The sequence below is a fragment of the Kitasatospora sp. NBC_00315 genome (assembly GCF_041435095.1).
Taxonomy (GTDB): domain Bacteria; phylum Actinomycetota; class Actinomycetes; order Streptomycetales; family Streptomycetaceae; genus Kitasatospora.
The window spans coordinates 1-17,229 of record NZ_CP108026.1; the positions used below are offsets into that span (position 1 = coordinate 1).

Here is a 17,229-nt window from a genome sequence, read left to right on the forward strand (position 1 = left end):
GTCCCTACGGGCCTTCGGCCCTCCGTTCGCCACCGCCCTTCGGGCGGTGGGCGGACCTGCTCCGCGTGTCCGTGGCCTGACCTTCGGTCAGGCCGGCCCGGCTTCGCTCGGGCCTGTCGGTCACTCCGCTTCGCTCCATTCCCTCCGGTGGCTGGGGCTCGTTCAAGTCATTGAACTGGGTTTTTGGTTGATTTCACGACGGGCTGACTGGGAGTGGGGGCCTGTTCGGGGGCGCGTGCGGGTCGGCTTCACTCCTGTCAGATTGGTCTAGTCCATGGTCTAGACCACGATTTTCACTCCCCGAGCGACCACGGTGCGCTACCGTGGGAGGGTGAGCAACGAGACCGAGTGTATCAAATTTGCACCGTCAGCAGATCCCGCCGTAGTGAGCCTGCGGACCCCACTTCTGGCAGATTCCCGCGAAATCCGGACGCCCGACTGATAGCCTGCCGGATAGCTGTCGTGAAGTGACTTGTGCTTCCAGTTCGACCCTTTCCGGTCGCGACTGGTGAATGTATCAGGATCGCACTGCCAGAGAATCCCGCGAGAGGCCGTGTGCGGGGTCGGGAATTCGGATGAGGGGAGAGAGTTCCGTGGGTGTCGTAAAGCCGGGTCTGCTGGCCGTGGAAGCCACCAAGGGGGTCACGCTGCGGGGGCACCAGGAGGAGGCCCTGGCGGCCGTCGTGCGGGGTCTGACGCTGCGCCCGGGGCAGGTGGCGCCGAACGGTCTGCGGGTGACGGTGCAGATGGCCACCGGCACCGGCAAGAGCTACGTGGGGGCGGTGGCCGGGCAGCGCCTGGCTCCACGGGGCGTGGTCCTGGTCGTGGTGCCCACCCTGAACCTGCTGCTTCAGATGATCGGTTCCTGGCGGGAGGCCGGCCGGGCCGGGGAGATGCACGCGGTGTGCTCCCTGATGCAGAAGGAGCTCCCGGCCGGGGTGCTGGCCTCCACCAGCGGGCTGATCGTCGGGGACTGGATCGCGCGGGCGGCCAGGGGCCGGCGCCCGCTCACGCTGTTCGCCACCTACGCCTCGGTCGGAGCGGTGCGCGACGCCTACGCCTACTGGGCGAGGGAGAAGCAGGAGCTGCTGCCCGAGCTGGACCTGATGGTCTGCGACGAGGCGCACCGGTCCTCCGGCAGTGTCGAGAAGTCGTGGACGGTGGTGCACGACCAGGCGTCCATCCCGGCGGCCCGCAGGTGCTACATGACCGCCACCCCGCGTATCTGGGCGCCGCCCACCCGGATGCTCAAGGCCCGCGAAGGAGCCCACCAGCCGCTGCCGGAGGAGCTGGCGGTGTCCATGGACGACGTGCGCGTCTACGGGCCCCACGTGTTCTCCCTGGGCCTGGCCGAGTCGATCGAAAAATCCCTGCTGGCGCCGTTCGAGGTGGTGGTGCTGGAGCTGCGTGACCCGCTCGCCGACCGCGACGCCGCCGACAAGCAGCCAGTGCCCTGGGGCGCCGGGGTCGGCGAGGCGCAGGACGGGAGCGCGGACGAGGTGCCGGCCGAGCACCTGGCCGCGATGCAGGCCGGCCTGCTCAAGGTGGCCGCCGAGCGCGGCCTCAAGCGCACCATCACCTTCCACAACCGCACCCTGGAGGCACGGTATTTCAGCGAGACGCTGAACCAGACGGTGGAGCGGCTGCACCAGACGAACCCGGAGAAATATCCCGAGGAAATCTGGGCCCAGTGGCTGTCCGGCGAACACTCCGTGGATTTCCGCGAGGAGGTCATCGGCGAGTTCGGACAAGACGAGGAAGACGACGGCCTCAGCTACCGGGTGATCTCCCAGTGCAAGATCATGGGCGAGGGAGTCGATATCCCGAATGCGGATTCGATCCTCCTCATGGGCCGTGGCAGCATGGTCGATATCGTCCAGGCCGTCGGCCGGGCCCTGCGGATGAAGCCCGGTGAGGGCAAGATGGCGAGCCTTATCGTGCCGGTCTTCCTCAAGCCCGGGGAGAAGCCCGGGGACATTCTGGAGTCGGACAGCTATGGTGGGCTCGTTAAAATTTTGACCGCTTTGAGGTCACATGACACCCGCATGGTGGAGGCCCTGGCGGTGCCTCAGAAGTCCGGGAAGCGGACCACCGGGCGCAGCGCCGAGGCGGCCTTCGCACCTGGTGAGGGCAGTGGTGGGGGTGCTGGCGGGGCGGGGGCGTTCACGCTGCCGGTGCGGTTCGAGAGCGACCCCGGCGATGACGTCCTGGCGCTGTTCATCGCCTCACGGGTACTGACGAGCGAGACGCAGTTGTGGCGTGAGGCGATCGGCCACGTACGGAACTGGTTCAAAGAAACCGGCGGTCTCGACGTGCCCTATTCGGCATTGGTCGGAGAAAACCAGAACTTCCCCTTGGGTAAATGGCTGTCAGATCGCAGGGTGGAGAATGCGGCCGGTGAGCTGGCGTCATGGCGGGTGACGCAGCTGGACGGGTTCGGGATGATCTGGTCCGTCTCCGACGCCCGGTTCGAGGCCGGCCTGGACTGGGCGCGGGTCTGGGCGAAGGACCACGGCGGCTCCCTGGCGGCGCCCGCGCGGGCCTCGGTGGGCGGGTACGCGATCGGCACGTGGCTGTCTGAGTTGAGGGCGGCGGCGCAGGTTCCGACCGGGGAGCAGGGGGCTCTGGACCCGGAGCGGCGGCGGCAGTTGGAGGAGATCGACCCGTGGTGGTGCCCCACCTGGCCGATCGCCTGGCAGCGCGCCTACAGCGTGGCTCGGCAGTGGTGGCTGGAGTCCGACGGCCAGGTCGACTGGACCGCCCTGCCCTTGGAGACCGTGTTCGAGGGTGAGCAGCTCGGCCGGTGGGTGCTGGCGCAGCGTGCCGGCTTTCCCGGTCTGGAGGAGGACCAGCGGGACCTGCTGGCGGCGATCGGCATCGAGGAGGACTCCGAGCTGGTGGCCGCGAGGGAGGCCGCCGAGGCGAAGCCGAAGGTGTCCCGCACCGACCGGTTCGCCCAGGGCCTGGCCGCGCTGGCCCGGTTCGTGGAGCGGGAAGGCCATGCCCGGGTGCCCAGGGCGCACAAGGAGGTGCTGGAGGCCGTGGAGCGGCCGGACGGGAGCGGGGAGGTGGAGGCCGGGGTGGTCGTGGCATTGGGCGCCTGGACCAACAACATGAAGGCCCGCCGGGCGAAGCTGACGCCGGGGCAGCTCGCCCAGCTCGCCGAGCACGGGGTGCAGTGGGCGTAGCGATGTAGCCCTGCCCGAGGGCGTTGTCGGCCGATTCCGCGAGTTCGCGGGGTCGGCCGGCTGCGTTCTCGGGCCTCTTGCTGTCTACCGGGCTCTGCGGACTGCGAAGGGGCGACAGGGCTGACCGCCGGCGGTGGGCGCGCTGCTCGCCGAGGTGGTCCGAGGGCGGCGGTGCGGGGCCTGCCGGGAGGCTTCGTCCTAGACGTCGCTGTCGGGTTGGAAGTGCCGGCTGGTGCGCAGGTCCTCGCCGCGTCGGGCGGTGCCCACGCACGCCACGAAAAGTCTCCATCCGTCGGCGCAGTCCGCGGTGATCCCGTAGCCGACGGCTGGCGAGCTGGCCTGGGTGCTGTACCGCTCTTCCCTGATGATCTGGCCGTCGGTGTCGGCGGCCGCGAGAGCGGTTAGCAGTGCCAGCTCGACCTGCGCGGTGGCGACCTTGCCGCCGCCCAGTTCGGGCAGCGGCTGCGGGGTGAGGCGCTCGTCCTCACCGGCCGCCGGCGCGACGCCGGAGGCGCCGGAGACCATCCAGTAGACCGAGCCCGCGTCCTTGATGGTGACCTGGAGGCCGTAGGGGCGGCCCGGCCACACGACGGCCGACTCCACACCGGTGATCTCGGGAAGGCGGGTCAGGAGTGTCTGCTGAAGATCGGCGGGCGTCATGGCGTAACCGTAGTGCTGTTCGAGTGCCGGGTTCGCCGTCGACCCGGGGGAGCTGCCGGCGCGGATGTACGGCGCGGAACCTGGCAACCGCTCCCGGGCAGGCCCGGTGGGTGGGCGACGGCGTGTCGTGGGGCCGCCGGGGCGGTGAGGAGCCGCGCAGCGGGCAGGGTGTCGGCATGTCTGTACGTCGAAGTCATCGTCGTGGCCGTTCCCGGGCCCTGGGCCTGTCCGTCGACCTACTGGAACCGGCCGCGCCGCAGGATCATCAGGCGCGGCCGGTTCCGGACCCTGCGGGGCCCCGTACGGCGCCACCGGTCGTGGGTGCCGCTGACGGGACGGGGGAGAGCCGGGAGGGCGTCCCGGTGGCTGCTGCGGACTGCTGCGCGGCGGTGCGCAGCCGTGACGTCCGCGAAGGCGGCGGCGTGATCGTGTGGACCCGGCACGCTGCCGGGTGTCCGGTCTGGTCGGCTCGCTGAGCGGCTCGGTCAACCCCACCAGGCGGCCGTGGTCCCGATGCCGCCGTCGCCCTGGTCGCCGTTGCCGGATCCACTCTCCCGAGTCAGGTTCGCCGGCCCGGCCCGGAGCAGCTCGGTGATCCGGTCGGCGACGTCGGTCGGCAGCTGGACGGTGTGCTTCTCGAGGTCGTGCGGGCCGCCGGTGGTCAGCCTGGTTAGGTTCTGTTCGCGGCAGAGCTTGGGAGAAGGTTCCGTCGGGCTGGGAAGCGGCGCAGTAGCCGTGCCAGGGCGGCGGCGGCCTTGTTCGGCCCGAGGACTGCTGCGGCCTGGCGGTACCAGAAGTCGGTGATGGTCTGCCGGGCGTGCTGCTGGGCGGTGCCGACGGCGGTCTGCGGCCTGTCGGGCAGGTAGCACCCGTAGACAGGGATGCTGGTGACGCCTGCGGCGCGCAGGGCGCAGAGGCGGTGCTGCCCATCGGTGAGGAAGGTGTCGCCGTCGTCCCAGTTGATTGCTCTCCCGGGGCTCGCCAGGGCGAGTGCCCATTGCTGGTCGCGTTCGGTGAGTTTGTGGACCTTGTCGTCGGCGGCGTCGCGCTCCGCTTCGGTGAGGGCCCGGGCGACGGTGAGGGCGGTGTCCGCGATGGCGGTCCAGTCGTCGCCCTGGTGATAGGGGCAGGCGGCGAACTCGGCCGGGGTGGTCGTGGCGAACTGTTCCGCGCTCGCGGCCTGGCGGGCCCCGTCTGCGTCGGGGTAGGTCTCCGCGATGGCCTTGCCGCGCTGCTCGTAGAGGCATTTGTGCAGGCGTGAGGGCCACGGCAGTGCTGCGACCGGCACCGGCCGGACACCGCTGGTCCCCCGCATGTGGAGTTCGCGTTGGAAGGGGTCGCTGATCAGGCTCGGGTAGAGGTCGAGTTCACCGTCCGGCGTGGCCGGGCGCAGTTGCTCGTCGGTGGCGCGTTGGCGGGCGGGGTCGGGTTCGGTGGTGTCGGTCAGGTCGTGGTAGGGGCCGGAGGACCAGTGTTGTTCCTCGTCGCCGCGCTGTCGTTCGGGGTTGGGTTGGACCTGGACGGTGACCGGGCCGTCGGCGAGCAGGAGGGTGCCGGACAGGCCGTGGACGGAGACCAGGATCAGCGTGCCGCCTGCCCACTCGGGGGTGGTGAGCAGGCGGTTGAGTGGTTCGCCGCGCAGGTGGGTGACGTGCTCGATGCGGTGGAAGCCCTCGTCGCTGGCCATGCCGTCCGGGGTGTGGCGGTGGGCGTGGGTCTGCAGGTAGTCGCCGGTCGTCAGCGCGGAAGCCGGCTTGCTGAAGGTCGTGGCCCGCGGCGCCGGCGCTGGCGTCGCCTCCAGCGGTACCCGCTGTTCGGGCGGGATCGGGGTGGGGCCGACCTGGCTTCGCCGCAAGCGGTGCTCACCCTCGGGGAGGATTGCGTCCCGGAAGAACGGTGCCGAACGCGATGGCCAGGTCGGGTGCGTCTCGTCCCAGGCGAGGCGTTGGGCGCTGATCTGCTTCAGCAGCCATTGGTCTCCCGCGCCGAGAAGGACCGGGCCGGGCAGCCCCTGGCAGAACACCACCGCGACGCCGCCTCCTGGCATCGTGGCCATCTCCCGGCTCTCTTCGGTCAGGAACGACAGGTCGGTGATGTGCTCAATCTGCTCGACCCTGGCATAGCCCTCGTCACGCGGCAGGCGCCCGGCCGTCCAGCGGTGGCTGGCCACTCTCAGGTAGTCGCCCGGCCGGACCGCCCCGTCAACCTCCACAGTGTTCACACCGTCCCGCTTCCCGCCGGTTCCCTCTGCCGATCCCTGCCGAGCACCGTACGACCCGGCCGCGGCCCGGCGGAGGTGATCGCCAAAACCAGTCGGCCCCGTCCGCTCTTGCGGACCGGTCACGGCGGGTGGTTGTCCGTCGGTAGGGTTCGCAGGGTGGACATCGAGCCGTTCGTGGATGAGGACAGTGACCACGATGTGTGCTGGATCTGCCCATCGGTGCGGTTCCCGGCGGGCGGGTTCGACGTCTTCGAGCGGCCGACTCGGGAGTGCCCGTTCGACCCGGCTGACGGATTCCGGTACACCGCGGCCGGGGTGCCGGTGTGCGTGCACCCGTACAAGGTGGGCCTGCCGCCCGGCCGGTACGCCTCGGACGGGGAGCCGGTGCCTGCCTGCGCGCCGCGCTCGGCGTCGTTGCCGCCTTCACCGGTTGCGGACACGGCTGCGGCCCGCCAGGACGGGCCTGGGCGGGCCGTAGCCGCTGCCGCTGCCTGCGTTCTGGGCAGCGGACCCGGCTCTCCGGTCGTCCGGAGCTCCGCCGGGGGAAGCGGGGCGCCGAGCGGGGAGAGCCGGGAGCGCCGGTCTCCCGCGCCGTACGCGGGAGTCATTCCGCCGGGCCTGCCCGACGAACTCGGCGGCCTGGCGGCGTGGGTGGGGGAGCTGGCGCGCGACGCGGCGCCGGAGGATCTGGCCGAGGTGCTGGCCGGCGCCGAGGCTGCGGCGCTGACCAGGTTCCCCGAGACCGAGGTGCTCGCGGTGCTGCGCCGCGTGCTGTCGGGCGGTTAGGCCGCCGCGAACGAGATCGAGTGCTCGCGCCCGGAGCGGCCCATCCCGATGCTGTCGTACTTCTTGGCGAGGATCGCCAGGCGCCGGTCGACCTCCTTCTTGTCGAGCCAGTACCGGGTGGGCGGCTCGGCGCCCCAGGCGGCGAGGTAGGCGGCGTGGGTGTAGCCGCCGCTGGTGTAGTCGGTGTGCTCCTGGTCGGTCTGGTGGATGACGGAGACGCCGACGCGCTCGGCGATCCGGGCGAGCAGCTGCGGCTGGGCGATCATCGCGTGGGTCATCTCGTCCACCGGCACGGGCAGCGCCACCTCGGCGGCCCGCTCGTCCCCGGTCAGCTCGAACACGCTGGCCTTGAGCGCGATGGCCCGCAGGCCCTCGCGCAGCAGCGGGCCCTTGTCGGTGTCCAGGTTCCACCGCTCGATGGTCGGGAAGCCGGTGAAGCACTGCCAGTCGCTGGAGTACTCCAGGGTGGCGGCCTCGAAGGCCGGGAACTCGGAGTCGGCCTCGATGGCGGCCAGGATCTCGGCGGCGCGGCGGCCGACCAGCTCGGCGGTGGGGAGTTCGGTTGCGGTCATGCGGATCACTCACTCCTCGGATCTCACTTGGGTCCGCGCCGGGGCCCGGCGCGGGCTGGAGCGGTGGTGCTGCCTGGCGGGCCTGGTGTCGTCGTCAGGCCCGCCAGGGGCTCTGTGGGGCGCCCTGGGACGGGCGCCGGTCGGCGGCTACGCCACAGGGGCGCAGGCCGGTACCAGGAGCGGCAGGGTGCGCAGCCGGGAGGCGGTGACCACGTCGGCGACGGCGGCCGCGCGGCGGGCCTGGCGGGCGACGGCGGGGATGTCGACCGGGGCGGGCAGGATGCACTCGGCCCACACCGTCTTGCCCGTCGCGGTCTTCGTCGCTCCCCAGCAGTCGGTGAGGGCGCCGACCATCAGCAGACCGCGGCCCGTCACCTCCTCGTCGTCGCCGAACCGGTCCTGCGGGCGAGGCTGGCCGCTTCCGCCGTCGGCGACTTCGACGCGCAGCCGGTCGCCGGGCGGGGCCAGGCGCAGCGTGGCGTCGATGGTGCCGGGCCGGTTGTGGGTGGCGGCGTTGGCGATCAGTTCGGAGGCGACGGCGAGCAGGTCGTCCAGCACGGTGCCGGTGATGCCCCAGCCGGTCGCGGCGGAGCGCAGTGCGTGGCGGGCGAAGCCCACGCATTCCATGCGCTCGGCGGGGTCGGCGGCGGTGGCGTTGACGACCAGGCGGTACTCCAGCCCGTGCCCGGTCCGGCTCACCGCAGCTCTCCCGGCGCGGGACAGGACCAGGCGCCGCTGGTGGTCAGCACGACACCGAGTCCCTGCAGAAGGTCCGACAGGCGCGCCCAGGCGGTCGCGTTGTCCGCGAGCATCCTGCGGTTGATAGTGACGACCACGCCCACCTGGCCGTCGGTGACCAGCTTGGTGACGCGCTGCCAGCCCGGCCGCTCGGCCAGCGGCACCAGGTCGTCCAGGTCGGTGACGGTCTCCACCACCGTCCAGCCGTCGCCGGCGGCCCGCTGCTCGCACCACGCGGTGTAGAGCCCCACGGAAGTCGGGTCCGGCTCGGCGCACACGTACGCGACGGCCCGGTCTGCTCGGGGCGGTCTGGTGGCGGCCGGGCCGCCTGGGCCGATGGGTGCGGGCGCGTTGGACAGCATCAAGGACTCCCGGAAGGTGACGACACGTCGATGACTGCGGCCACCTTCGGCATGGGTACGTACCGGATGCGCCGCCAAGCCTGCGCGGTGAAGGACCGGAAGCCCCGGCCCCTCACCGCGGGCACGACTCAAGTTCACCGCCCGGCGGGCGTCTCGTGGATCCACTCGACCGGACGTTTCACCGGACGTTTCCACCACGGCGCCGGGCAGCCGGTGACAAGGTGTCAGGCAGGAGAGGGGACACCCGTTGAGCACGCGGACACTGGCCGGGCTGCGCAAGGCCGCCGGCCACACCCAGGAGACCTTCGTGACGGCCTTCACCGCGATGGCCAAGCAGCTGGACGTCGCCGCTGCGGTGAGCGTGCGTCAGCTGCGCCGCTGGGAGTCTCCCGACCCGCCGCTGCCCCACCCCGGGCAGCAGGCCGTGCTGGAGGCGCTGCTCGGCGTCCCGCTGGAGGAGATGGGCTTCACCGTGCCCGCCGAGCGGCGCCATGCCTCGGCCGTGGGCGGGAACACTGACCGTGTGGAACGCAGGCGGTTCGTCGTGGACGTCGGCGCCGTACTCGGTGCCTCGGTCCTGCCCGCGCCCGTCCGGCCCGGTAGGCGGATCGGTGCGGGCGACGTCCAGCGCCTGGCCGCCGATGTCGCCGGCCTCTACGCCGTGGACCACCGCCAGGGCGGGCGGGCCGCACAGAAGGCCGCCGCGAAGGTGCTGCGGACCCTGGACACGACCCTGGCGGGCGGGACGTACCTGGAGCGGGTGGGTCGGGACCTGCACGCGCTGACCGGCACCGTGCACTCCCATCTCGGGTGGATGGAGTTCGACGCCGGACGGCCCGGCAAGGCACGGACTGCCTGCGCTGAGGCACTGACGTCGGCCCGCCTCGTCGGCGACCCGCTCCTCGAGGTCCGCGCGCTCGACAGCCTCTCCCTCCTCGCGGTCGAGCAGAAGCGCCCCTGGGAGGCGGTCGCGGCGGCCACCGCTGCGGGCGACCTTGCCCAGCACCACGGCGGGCCGAAGGTGCGCTCGGTGGTCGCGCTGCGCCAGGCCCGCGCGTTCTCGGCGGCCGGTGACCACACCGCCGCGCGCCGCGCGCTCTCCCAGTCGCTGTCCTGGCACGACCGTTCCGGCACCGACACCGACGCACCCGCCTGGACCGCCTTCGCCGGACAGGTGGAGGTCGACTACGCCACCGCGGCCTGGCACACCGCCACCGGCCACCCACTGCACGCGGTGCCGTTCCTGCGCTCCGCCCTCTCCCAGCTCGGCGCCGGCTACTCCCGCAACGCCGCGTTGTACCGGGCCCGCCTAGCCGAAGTGCTGCTCGCCGCCGGCGAAGTGGAGGAATCCGCCGCCGAGGCACGGGCCGCCGCCACGTCCGCACAGGGCATGACCTCCGCCCGGCTCGCCGACCGGCTGCGCGCTGTCGCCTCGGCCGCGGGCAGGATCGACACGGCGGCGGCGCGGGACTGCGCGGAGCAACTGCGGGCCCTCGGGTTCACGGCCACGACCACGACCAGGACGACCAGGAGCAGCGGGAGGACGCGGTGAGCGAGCAGGCCCAGGCGGACGGCGAGGTGGCGGTGCGGGTGTTGGACGGCGAGGCGACCGCGCAGCTGGAGGAGGGTTTGAAGGAGGTGTTCGCGCAGGCGTTCGCCGAGCCGCCCTACGGCGAGGGCCCGGCTGACGTCGACCGGGCGTTTCGCCGGTTCCGCTCCCACACCCGCAAGGCCGGCTTCCTGGCTGCCGTCGCGTTCGGCCCCGGCGGCCAGGTCGTGGGGATGGCGTTCGGCTACCCGCTCACGGCGACGACCAGGTGGTGGGACACCCTCACCGAGGCGGTGCCGGACGACGTCCGCACCGAGGACGGGAAGCGGACCTTCGGCCTGTTCGAGCTCGCAGTCCGCCCGGCCTGGCGGCGCCGGGGCATCGCCACCCGGCTGCACACCGTACTGACCGAGGCGGTGACCAACGACCGGGTGATGCTGAACAGCAGGCCCGAGGCGACCGCCGCGCAGGCCGCCTACCGGGCGTGGGGCTACCACTGCGCCGGCACCGCAATCCCCTGGGACGGCGCCGCACCGCACCACGTCCTGCTGCTGGAGCTCCGGGCCTGAACCCGGTCACTCCTTCGCTGGCTCGCCGAGGGACCAGCCGCTGACCGCGGTGATCGGGCCGCGCCAGGTCGGCAGGGTGTGGGTGGTCCGGCCGACTGTGTGGGTCACGTCCCGCAGGTGCAGGAAGCGGGGGTCCACCTGGCGGCGGAGTCGGCCTTTGACCGCGGCGGCGTCCAGGTGCCCGGCCGCGTCCCGCAGTACCTTGCGCAGCGTGTCGTGGTACCCCTCCAGCTGGCGCAGGTGCAGCCATTCCCAGTCCGCGGTGGAGATCACGACGCCGGTCACCAACGCGCCGTCCAGGGCCAGCGTCACCACGACGTCCCGGGCCTCGATGTCCTCGTGCTCCACACCCAGGCGCAGGATCTCCAGGTACGGATCGACGTGGGTGTCCTGCTGGAGCAGCATCCGAAGGGCCGGCTGGACCGCATTCCTCCACGACACTGCGCCGCTCCCCCGCTGTGTGTGCGCCGCCCCGTCCGGCCGGGTGCGCAGCTCGGAGAATTGTTCCACCGTGGCGCGGTTCCTGGGGCCGTTCCGGGTGGATCTCCCCCTGGCCAGCGAGCCGGGTCCAAGCCGAGTTCGATCATCTGGAATGCTGAGCTCACGTTTTCTCCGAGTACCAGCTGAGTCTGGGAAGTCGCGGAGGTCTTTATGACCATGCTTGCTGAGACAGGCACGGTGGTCGCGCAGTCGCGCGGCGCCCGTGTGTACGCCGTCATTGCCCGGAAGGGCGGGGTGGGTAAGACCACCTTCACCGTGAACCTGGCCGCCGTCGCCGGCCAGAACAACCCCGCCAGGGACCCCGACTCACCGGCCCCGGTCGTGGCGGCCGGTATCGACCCGCAGGGGTCGCTGGAGGAATGGGCGGATCGGGTCCCGGAGAACGGGCTGAGCTTCGACTACGTCAGCACCCGTGGAAGGGCCGGAGAGCTGGCCAAGCTCAAGGAGGACCCGGCGGTCTCCCGGATCTACGTGGACTCGCCCGGCTTCATGGACACGGACGCGGACAACGACTTCGCGGCCGATCCGCTGGGCAAGGGCAACGCGGCCGATGCACTGCGGGACCTGCTCGACATCGCGGACGTGGCGATCGTCCCGATCACGACCGACTTCATGAGCTGGTCTCCGGCGGAGTTCACGATCGAGCGTGTGCTCAAGCCGAGGAACATCCCGTTCATCGTCGTCATCAACATGTGGGAGTCCCGCGACGGGAATGCCGACCTGAAGGACGCGATCGCGTGGGTGGACGAGCGCGGCTACCGGCGCGCTCCCGAGGCCATAAGGAAGCTGACGCTGCACTCGCGGGCGGCCAAGCACGGCCAGGTCGTTACCAGCTACAAGGAGTCGGGTGCCGCGCTGCGGGCCCGGGAGGACTTCTACAAGCTGAGCCTGGCGATTGAGCAGGTGTTCTGATGGGCGCGCGACGGAACCTCACCGTGGAGGGTCCACGCAGGCCCAAGGGGATCGTGGACCTGGCGCAGGAGATCCACCTGTCCGAGCGCGGACCGCTGACGACTACCGACGTCCTGGCCGTGGACGAGCAGCGGAACCTGCTCGCTTGCGAGGCCGCGATCGAGGCGCTCAAGGCGGCGTTCTGGGCAGCGGGGAAGGCCCTCGAAGCGGTCCGGGAAGGCCGGCTGTACCGCGGCCAGTTCAGTAGCTTCGACGACTACTGCCTCCAGCGCTGGGACATCCAGCGGGACTACGCGGACAAGCTGATCCGCGCCTGGCGGCTGGCCGAGCAGTTGCACGGCCTGGCGGAGCGCAAGCTGAACGAAGGGCAGGTCCGACCTCTGCTGGGGCTGGCGAAGGCGCAGGGGGAGGACGCCGCGAAGGCGGTCTTCGTCGTGGTGCAGAACGGGCCGGTGCCGGCCACCGGCGCGGTGCTGTCCGGAGCGGTGAAGGCGCTCCCGAAGGGTCCGTTCGTCCAGAAGACGGCGGTGGCTCACGTCGAGGCGTACCTCGCGATGGTCGCGGCCGAGAAGCAGCAGGATGGTGGGAAGCGCTCCTCGGCGGCTGAGGTCTCCCTGGAGACCCGGGTGCAGCGCGCGGTCCCGATGGACTGGCTGCGGGAGCTCGCGAAGACGAACCCGGCCGGGGTTGTGGAGTTCCTGGACGCGGTGCAGCGGCAGGTGGAGAAGGCGCGGGGCGAGCTGGTCCCGGGACCGACTGCCGGATAGCCGCGTTCGAAAAAGAATCGAACGAAGTCCAGACAATTGTATGGAGTCTGGAAGCACAGAAGGCCCGCACCCTCCATGAGGGTGCGGGCCTTCGTCGTAGCTGGGGCGGTCAGGCGGCGATGGCGAACGCGGCTCTGGCCAGTAGCACCAAGGCGGCGATCGTGGGGTCGGCGGACCAGCGGAGAACCGCATCTTGCGGTGGCAGAGGGCGGAGAGGACGACGAGGCGGGTCAGGCGGCAGTCGGGGGTGAGCTCCGCCCGGTGGGCGTAGCCGCCGCCGTGGCCGAGACGGACGGTCGCACCGTCTCGATGCACCGGACCTTGCTGAACGTCGAAGAGCCGGCCGCCCCAGAAACACAAAAAGGCCCCCACACCCGGTCGGGAGACCGGGCGCGAGGGCCTTGGGGTGGTGCTGTGCGAGGTCAGGCCGGGACGGGCCCGGCGACGTGGTCGAGGCCGATTGCCCGGGTGACAACCGCGAGGGTGGAGTCCCAGTCACCTGTGTGATGGACGGCGCGGTCGTCCACGTAGCAGGCGGCGCCCAACTTGGTGCTGGTCACCAGGATCGGACCGCCGACCGATGTCCAGTACGCCCGCTCAGGGTCCGGGTCGACGAACGCGGCCAGGCCGGAGTACCAGGTGACCCAGTCAGCGACTTCGGGAAGCCATCGCCTCGGCCTGGCCGTGTAGACGAACACCGCCCGGTGCTCGGCGATCGTGCGCAGCGCCTCGATGGCGCCGGGTTGGGGCAGGCCGATGCGGCCGCCGAGCCAGGGGCCGGGCTGGGTGAGTGTGCCGTCCAGGTCCAGGCCGACGGCCTGGCTGGCGGGGCTGTCGGGGCTGGGGGCGATGACGGAGCGGGTCATGCGGAATCCTCCGGGTCAGCGGTGGAAGCGGTACGGGGGAGCAGCGCGGCCCGGCCCCGCTGGTGGGGCCGGGCCGGGGCGCTGCCGGGTCGTCAGGCGCAGCGGGTGTTAGAAGGGCGGCTCCTCCGAGTAGGCACCCACGAAGAGGACCTCGCGGGCCTCGCGGGCCTCGGGGTCCTGGTCGTCCTCGTCGTCCAGGTCGCTGTGGTCGAGCGGCTCGTCGTCGCCGTACTGGTCGTCGTCGCGGTAGTGCTCGGCCTCGTCGTCGTCGGTCTCCGGGTCGAGGCCCTGGCCGTCGGCGAGGCGGTCCAGGAGGGCAACGAGTTCGGCGAGCGTGTGGACCTCGATGGGGCGCTCGCCGTCGGCGGCCAGGTAGTAGGTGCGGGCGCCGGCGCCGTAGCGGTCGCTGGGGGCGGGGAGGCACAGCAGGCGGGCGTCGGGGGTCAGCTCGCAGGTGGCACTGCCGTCGGCCTGGCCGACCCAGTTGGCGGCCTGGGTGAGGCTGCCGGAGCCGTGGTCGAGGGCATGGGCACGGGTGGCGGCGCGGTGGGCGGCGTCGGCGGCGGCTTCCGCCGTGAGCTGCTCCCGCGAGGGGGCCGTCGTCGGGGAGGCGAGGGCGGCGGTGGTGTAGCCGTAGGCGGGCAGGCCGAAGTGTCGGCGCAGGGGGCGGCGGAGCAGGGTGGTGGCCTGGTCGGTGAGGCACAGGGCGAGGGCGCCGGCGGCCGCGGTGAGGGTGAGGCGGGTCTCCATGGGGCGGGCGGCGAGTGCCCGGTAGGTGGCGAGTCCGGCGGCGGCGCCGGTCACGACGGTGGCGGCGCTGTCGGCGGTGTCCAGGGCGGTGCTCAGCAGGCGGGTGCGGGCGGTGTCGGTCATCTCGGGTGTCCCTTCGGGGTGGTTCGGGCGGGGTGTGGGGCGGTCAGGTCCAGGCGCCGGTGGGGTCGTCGCTGAACGCTTCGGGGGCGGTCGGCGTCGGGACCGAGGTCGGCTGGTTGAGGAGGGCCAGGAGGAGGTCGGCGACCTGGAGGACGCCGACGCGGATCCACGGGTGCGGGCAGCAGTCGTACAGCCCGTCGACGCCGGGGTGGATCGGGGCGCGTCCCCGGTGGTCCTGGTCGCAGGTCGGGGCGATGGCGGGCAGGTCGGACAGGCGGACCAGGCGCCAGGTTCCGGGCAGGGGCCGGTCGGCGTGACGCTCGATCTCGCGCTGGGCGGCGGCCCGCAGGGCGGCCAGGTCGGGGGCGGCGGGGTTCATGGGGGTGGCTCCGTGCTCTCGGTGGGCGGTGCCGGCCGGGCGGCCGCGCCGCGCACCGGAGCGCCCCGCCGCCGGGCTGGGTGCCGGGGGCGGGGCGCGGGGCCGGTGTGCAGCGTCAGCGCCCGGAGCGGCTCACCGCCGGGTAGAGACGCACCTCGTCGAAGCCCTCGTCGGCCAGGCCGGGCAGGGATTCGACGGCGAGCTGGTGCTGCCAGCGCAGCACGTTCTCCGGAACCCGTCGGTTCGCCGGCCTCTGCGAGTTCCGCCGCAGACAGAGATCGAGCGGCGTGGTGAACACGATCGCCAGACGGGGCCGGCCGTTGAGGCGGGCCCGCTCGACGAGCCGGGCCCGCACGGCCTGCTCGACGTTGGTCGAGTCGCAGTAGACCGTGCGGCCCCGGCGCAGCCGGGCGTCGAGCAGGAGGTTCTGGAGCTGGACGGCCTCGGCGGTGCTGGCCTGGTCCCCGGCGTCGCCTCCGGTCACCAGGGCGCGCAGTGCGTCCAGCGAGATGACCTCGCCGGAGGGTACGGCGTGGGTGAAGGTGCTCTTGCCGCTCCCGGCCGGCCCGATCAGGACCGTGAGCGTCCCCGGGGCGATCGGGGCGCGGGCGGCGATCATCGCGCGGTCTTCGGGGGTCATGCTCTCTCGCCAGTCGCTCATGATGAGCGCTCCTTCCGGATCGGGTGTGCGGGGTGGTGGGTGGTCGGACCGTGGCTCGGATCAGCGGGCGAGGACGGCGGCGGCGATCGTCTCGAGGCCGTGGTGGACCGCGCCGTCCATCCGCGCAGCACCGTTGATGCCGTGGTCGGCGAGGCGGTAGAAGTTGCCCTTGCCGGTGGCATCGGCGAACCGCTGAAGAAGCCCGCCGGGAACTCGCCTGTCGATCGCGTAGTGCGTCAGCCCCGAGATGGCGAGGGCGGCCGCGACCTGGGCGGGGCGCAGGCGCAGACCGAGCGCGCGGGCGCCGAGCAGGAGTGCGGCGGCCTGGGTGGCCGAGTAGGTCAGGCAGTGGACCGCGCAGGCCTTGCGGCCGGCGGCGGTGCCGTGGACGGTGCCGTCGTCGCCGGTGACCGGCGCCGCGTCGGTGGCGCCCTTGGTACGGGCGCAGTGGTCGGACTGCACGAGGTGATCGCCGATGTCCGCCCCGGCACGCAGCAGGGCGTAGGCGGCGGCGAAGCGAGCGGTGCGGGCGGTGTTCACGGGTACCTCCTGGGGCGGGTCCGGCCCGGGTGGCCGCGCCGCGCACCACCGCGCCCCGCCGCCGGGCCTGGCTGGCTCGGGGGCGGGGCGCGGTGGTGGGCAGCGTCGGTGCCCGGGTCAGGCCAGTTGCTCGGCGGCGGCGGCCACCAGGCGCTCGCTGGTGTCGGCCGCCTCGGTGCGGGCCTGGTTGAGGACGTCGTGGTCGGCTGCGCCGCGCATGGCATAGGTGGCGCGGGCGGCGTCGCCCGCGGCGTGGGCGAGGGCGGGCGCGAGGATGGAGAGGGTGACCAGCGGGGCGGTGATCTCCGCCCGGGTGCGGTGGCTCTCGCTGCGGGCCTCGGCGTACACCGCCTCATCCGCGCCGGTCAGCCGCAACCGCTCGCGGGCCCACATGGCGCGCCGGTGGTCGGCGAGAGCGGTCACCAGCGCAGTGACCGCCTGGACGAGTTCGCGGCGCCGGTCCTGCTCGGTGCGCTCCGTGCGCTCGGAGCGGGCGGCCCGGTGCTGGAGTGCGGTGACGGTCAGGGTGCCGGCGAGCGTGCCGAGAACGCCGACCAGGGAGAGCGCGAGTTCGGCAGCCATCAGGCACCGGCCTGGGCGGTGCGGCGGGGGTGCCGGCCGGTGAGCGCCTCGGGGCGCCTGGACCAGCGCACGTAGTCGACGGCGCGCGCCGCCCATTTGATGGTGGTCTGCTCGGTGCTCATCGGGTCTCCTACGGATTGGGGTGTCCGGCCGGGCGGCCGCGCCGCGCATCGGAGCGCCCCGCCGATCCGGCTGGGTGCCGGGGGCGGGGCGCAGGCCGGTGGGCAGCGTGAGCGCCCGGGACGGCGGTCAGTCCAGCCCGGCGCGCAGCTCGTCAGCGCGGGCCTGGGCGAGGCGGGCCATCTCGGGGTTGGCGTCGGCGCCTCGGGCCGCGGCCTCGGTGAGGGTCCGGATGAGGGTCTGGCGGCCGGCCTGGTCGAGGGGCGGCATCGGGCGGCCGTCGCGCCTGGCCGCCCACCGGGCCGCCAGGGGGTCGAGGTCGCGCAGGTCCATCCGGTACTGCGGCTCGGCCGGGGTGCTCTCGTCGGTGGCCATCGGGGTGT

At 72.6% G+C, this 17,229-nt stretch carries 20 protein-coding genes; 6 read left to right on the forward strand and 14 right to left on the reverse strand.

All coding sequences use genetic code 11. The features are described from left to right. Positions 1 to 593 precede the first annotated feature (593 nt). Entirely contained in the window at positions 594 to 3,188 is a 2,595-nt protein-coding gene (locus OG823_RS34200; protein ID WP_371484790.1) for a Helicase associated domain protein, read from the forward strand. Between the two features lie 198 nt (positions 3,189 to 3,386). On the opposite strand, the gene OG823_RS34205 is transcribed toward OG823_RS34200, so the two are convergent. Then, entirely contained in the window at positions 3,387 to 3,848 is a 462-nt protein-coding gene (locus OG823_RS34205) for a hypothetical protein (protein ID WP_371484792.1), read from the reverse strand. Between the two features lie 670 nt (positions 3,849 to 4,518). Next, on the reverse strand, positions 4,519 to 6,069 hold the full coding sequence (locus OG823_RS34210; RefSeq protein WP_371484793.1) for a hypothetical protein: 1,551 nt from the start codon (positions 6,067 to 6,069) through the stop codon (positions 4,519 to 4,521). Positions 6,070 to 6,720: 651 nt separating this feature from the next. Here OG823_RS34210 and OG823_RS34215 point away from each other — a divergent pair. After that, positions 6,721 to 6,855: a hypothetical protein gene (locus tag OG823_RS34215; protein ID WP_371484794.1), complete on the forward strand. Its 135-nt coding sequence runs from the start codon at positions 6,721 to 6,723 to the stop codon at positions 6,853 to 6,855. On the opposite strand, the gene OG823_RS34220 is transcribed toward OG823_RS34215, so the two are convergent. The 3 genes from OG823_RS34220 to OG823_RS34230 all read right to left on the reverse strand — a co-directional run bounded on the left by OG823_RS34220 (position 6,852) and on the right by OG823_RS34230 (position 8,416). Then, on the reverse strand, positions 6,852 to 7,427 hold the full coding sequence (locus OG823_RS34220; RefSeq protein ID WP_371484796.1) for a hypothetical protein: 576 nt from the start codon (positions 7,425 to 7,427) through the stop codon (positions 6,852 to 6,854). The two genes, OG823_RS34215 and OG823_RS34220, sit on opposite strands and share 4 nt — an antisense overlap. A 147-nt stretch (positions 7,428 to 7,574) precedes the next feature. Then, positions 7,575 to 8,126, reverse strand: a complete 552-nt coding sequence (locus tag OG823_RS34225; RefSeq protein ID WP_371484797.1) for an ATP-binding protein — start codon at positions 8,124 to 8,126, stop codon at positions 7,575 to 7,577. Beyond that, on the reverse strand, positions 8,123 to 8,416 hold the full coding sequence (locus tag OG823_RS34230; RefSeq protein WP_371484799.1) for a hypothetical protein: 294 nt from the start codon (positions 8,414 to 8,416) through the stop codon (positions 8,123 to 8,125). Before OG823_RS34230 ends, OG823_RS34225 begins: the two co-directional genes overlap by 4 nt. Before the next feature lie 358 nt (positions 8,417 to 8,774). Here OG823_RS34230 and OG823_RS34235 point away from each other — a divergent pair, with 358 nt between their 5' ends. Beyond that, positions 8,775 to 10,079 carry a hypothetical protein gene (locus tag OG823_RS34235; RefSeq protein ID WP_371484801.1) on the forward strand — a complete coding sequence of 435 codons (1,305 nt, stop codon included), beginning with the start codon at positions 8,775 to 8,777 and terminating at the stop codon, positions 10,077 to 10,079. Continuing rightward, positions 10,076 to 10,645, forward strand: coding sequence for a GNAT family N-acetyltransferase (locus OG823_RS34240; RefSeq protein WP_371484803.1), 570 nt, complete (start codon positions 10,076 to 10,078; stop codon positions 10,643 to 10,645). Before OG823_RS34235 ends, OG823_RS34240 begins: the two co-directional genes overlap by 4 nt. 6 nt (positions 10,646 to 10,651) lie before the next feature. Here the strand turns inward: OG823_RS34240 and OG823_RS34245 are convergent, their stop codons facing one another. Continuing rightward, positions 10,652 to 11,086: a hypothetical protein gene (locus OG823_RS34245; RefSeq protein WP_371484804.1), complete on the reverse strand. Its 435-nt coding sequence runs from the start codon at positions 11,084 to 11,086 to the stop codon at positions 10,652 to 10,654. 210 nt (positions 11,087 to 11,296) lie between these two features. Here OG823_RS34245 and OG823_RS34250 point away from each other — a divergent pair, with 210 nt between their 5' ends. After that, complete coding sequence (locus tag OG823_RS34250; protein WP_371484805.1) at positions 11,297 to 12,058, forward strand: ParA family protein; 762 nt, start codon at positions 11,297 to 11,299, stop codon at positions 12,056 to 12,058. Then, the gene (locus OG823_RS34255) at positions 12,058 to 12,825 is read left to right on the forward strand and encodes a hypothetical protein (protein WP_371484806.1); all 768 of its coding nucleotides are present in this window, start codon (positions 12,058 to 12,060) and stop codon (positions 12,823 to 12,825) included. The genes OG823_RS34250 and OG823_RS34255 overlap by 1 nt, the downstream gene beginning before the upstream one ends. Positions 12,826 to 13,247: 422 nt before the next feature. On the opposite strand, the gene OG823_RS34260 is transcribed toward OG823_RS34255, so the two are convergent. The 8 genes from OG823_RS34260 to OG823_RS34295 form a co-directional block, all read right to left on the reverse strand. Further along, positions 13,248 to 13,691, reverse strand: coding sequence for a hypothetical protein (locus OG823_RS34260; RefSeq protein WP_371484807.1), 444 nt, complete (start codon positions 13,689 to 13,691; stop codon positions 13,248 to 13,250). Positions 13,692 to 13,799: 108 nt separating this feature from the next. Then, on the reverse strand, positions 13,800 to 14,564 hold the full coding sequence (locus OG823_RS34265; protein WP_371484809.1) for a hypothetical protein: 765 nt from the start codon (positions 14,562 to 14,564) through the stop codon (positions 13,800 to 13,802). A 43-nt stretch (positions 14,565 to 14,607) separates the two neighbouring features. Beyond that, positions 14,608 to 14,943 (reverse strand): hypothetical protein, encoded by a 336-nt coding sequence (locus OG823_RS34270; RefSeq protein WP_371484811.1) that lies wholly within the window; start codon positions 14,941 to 14,943, stop codon positions 14,608 to 14,610. A gap of 115 nt (positions 14,944 to 15,058) precedes the next feature. Then, positions 15,059 to 15,604, reverse strand: a complete 546-nt coding sequence (locus OG823_RS34275; protein ID WP_371484813.1) for an AAA family ATPase — start codon at positions 15,602 to 15,604, stop codon at positions 15,059 to 15,061. 60 nt (positions 15,605 to 15,664) lie between these two features. Next, positions 15,665 to 16,144 carry a hypothetical protein gene (locus OG823_RS34280; RefSeq protein ID WP_371484815.1) on the reverse strand — a complete coding sequence of 160 codons (480 nt, stop codon included), beginning with the start codon at positions 16,142 to 16,144 and terminating at the stop codon, positions 15,665 to 15,667. Positions 16,145 to 16,261: 117 nt separating this feature from the next. After that, positions 16,262 to 16,726, reverse strand: coding sequence for a protein kilB (locus OG823_RS34285; RefSeq protein ID WP_371484817.1), 465 nt, complete (start codon positions 16,724 to 16,726; stop codon positions 16,262 to 16,264). Then, positions 16,726 to 16,848: a hypothetical protein gene (locus OG823_RS34290; protein WP_371484819.1), complete on the reverse strand. Its 123-nt coding sequence runs from the start codon at positions 16,846 to 16,848 to the stop codon at positions 16,726 to 16,728. The genes OG823_RS34285 and OG823_RS34290 overlap by 1 nt, the downstream gene beginning before the upstream one ends. Positions 16,849 to 16,975: 127 nt before the next feature. After that, a complete protein-coding gene (locus tag OG823_RS34295; protein ID WP_371484820.1) occupies positions 16,976 to 17,221 on the reverse strand; it encodes a hypothetical protein in 246 nt (81 codons plus the stop codon). Positions 17,222 to 17,229: the final 8 nt, after the last annotated feature.

Excerpts from the sequence above, each read along its gene's own strand:
- OG823_RS34205 (WP_371484792.1), bottom strand. The coding sequence starts at position 3,848 with ATGACGCCCGCCGATCTTCAGCAGACACTCCTGACCCGCCTTCCCGAG.
- OG823_RS34220 (WP_371484796.1), bottom strand. The coding sequence starts at position 7,427 with ATGACCGCAACCGAACTCCCCACCGCCGAGCTGGTCGGCCGCCGCGCC.
- OG823_RS34250 (WP_371484805.1), top strand. The coding sequence starts at position 11,297 with ATGACCATGCTTGCTGAGACAGGCACGGTGGTCGCGCAGTCGCGCGGC.
- OG823_RS34255 (WP_371484806.1), top strand. The coding sequence starts at position 12,058 with ATGGGCGCGCGACGGAACCTCACCGTGGAGGGTCCACGCAGGCCCAAG.
- OG823_RS34260 (WP_371484807.1), bottom strand. The coding sequence starts at position 13,691 with ATGACCCGCTCCGTCATCGCCCCCAGCCCCGACAGCCCCGCCAGCCAG.
- OG823_RS34265 (WP_371484809.1), bottom strand. The coding sequence starts at position 14,564 with ATGACCGACACCGCCCGCACCCGCCTGCTGAGCACCGCCCTGGACACC.
- OG823_RS34270 (WP_371484811.1), bottom strand. The coding sequence starts at position 14,943 with ATGAACCCCGCCGCCCCCGACCTGGCCGCCCTGCGGGCCGCCGCCCAG.
- OG823_RS34275 (WP_371484813.1), bottom strand. The coding sequence starts at position 15,604 with ATGAGCGACTGGCGAGAGAGCATGACCCCCGAAGACCGCGCGATGATC.
- OG823_RS34285 (WP_371484817.1), bottom strand. The coding sequence starts at position 16,726 with ATGGCTGCCGAACTCGCGCTCTCCCTGGTCGGCGTTCTCGGCACGCTC.
- OG823_RS34290 (WP_371484819.1), bottom strand. The coding sequence starts at position 16,848 with ATGAGCACCGAGCAGACCACCATCAAATGGGCGGCGCGCGCCGTCGAC.
- OG823_RS34295 (WP_371484820.1), bottom strand. The coding sequence starts at position 17,221 with ATGGCCACCGACGAGAGCACCCCGGCCGAGCCGCAGTACCGGATGGAC.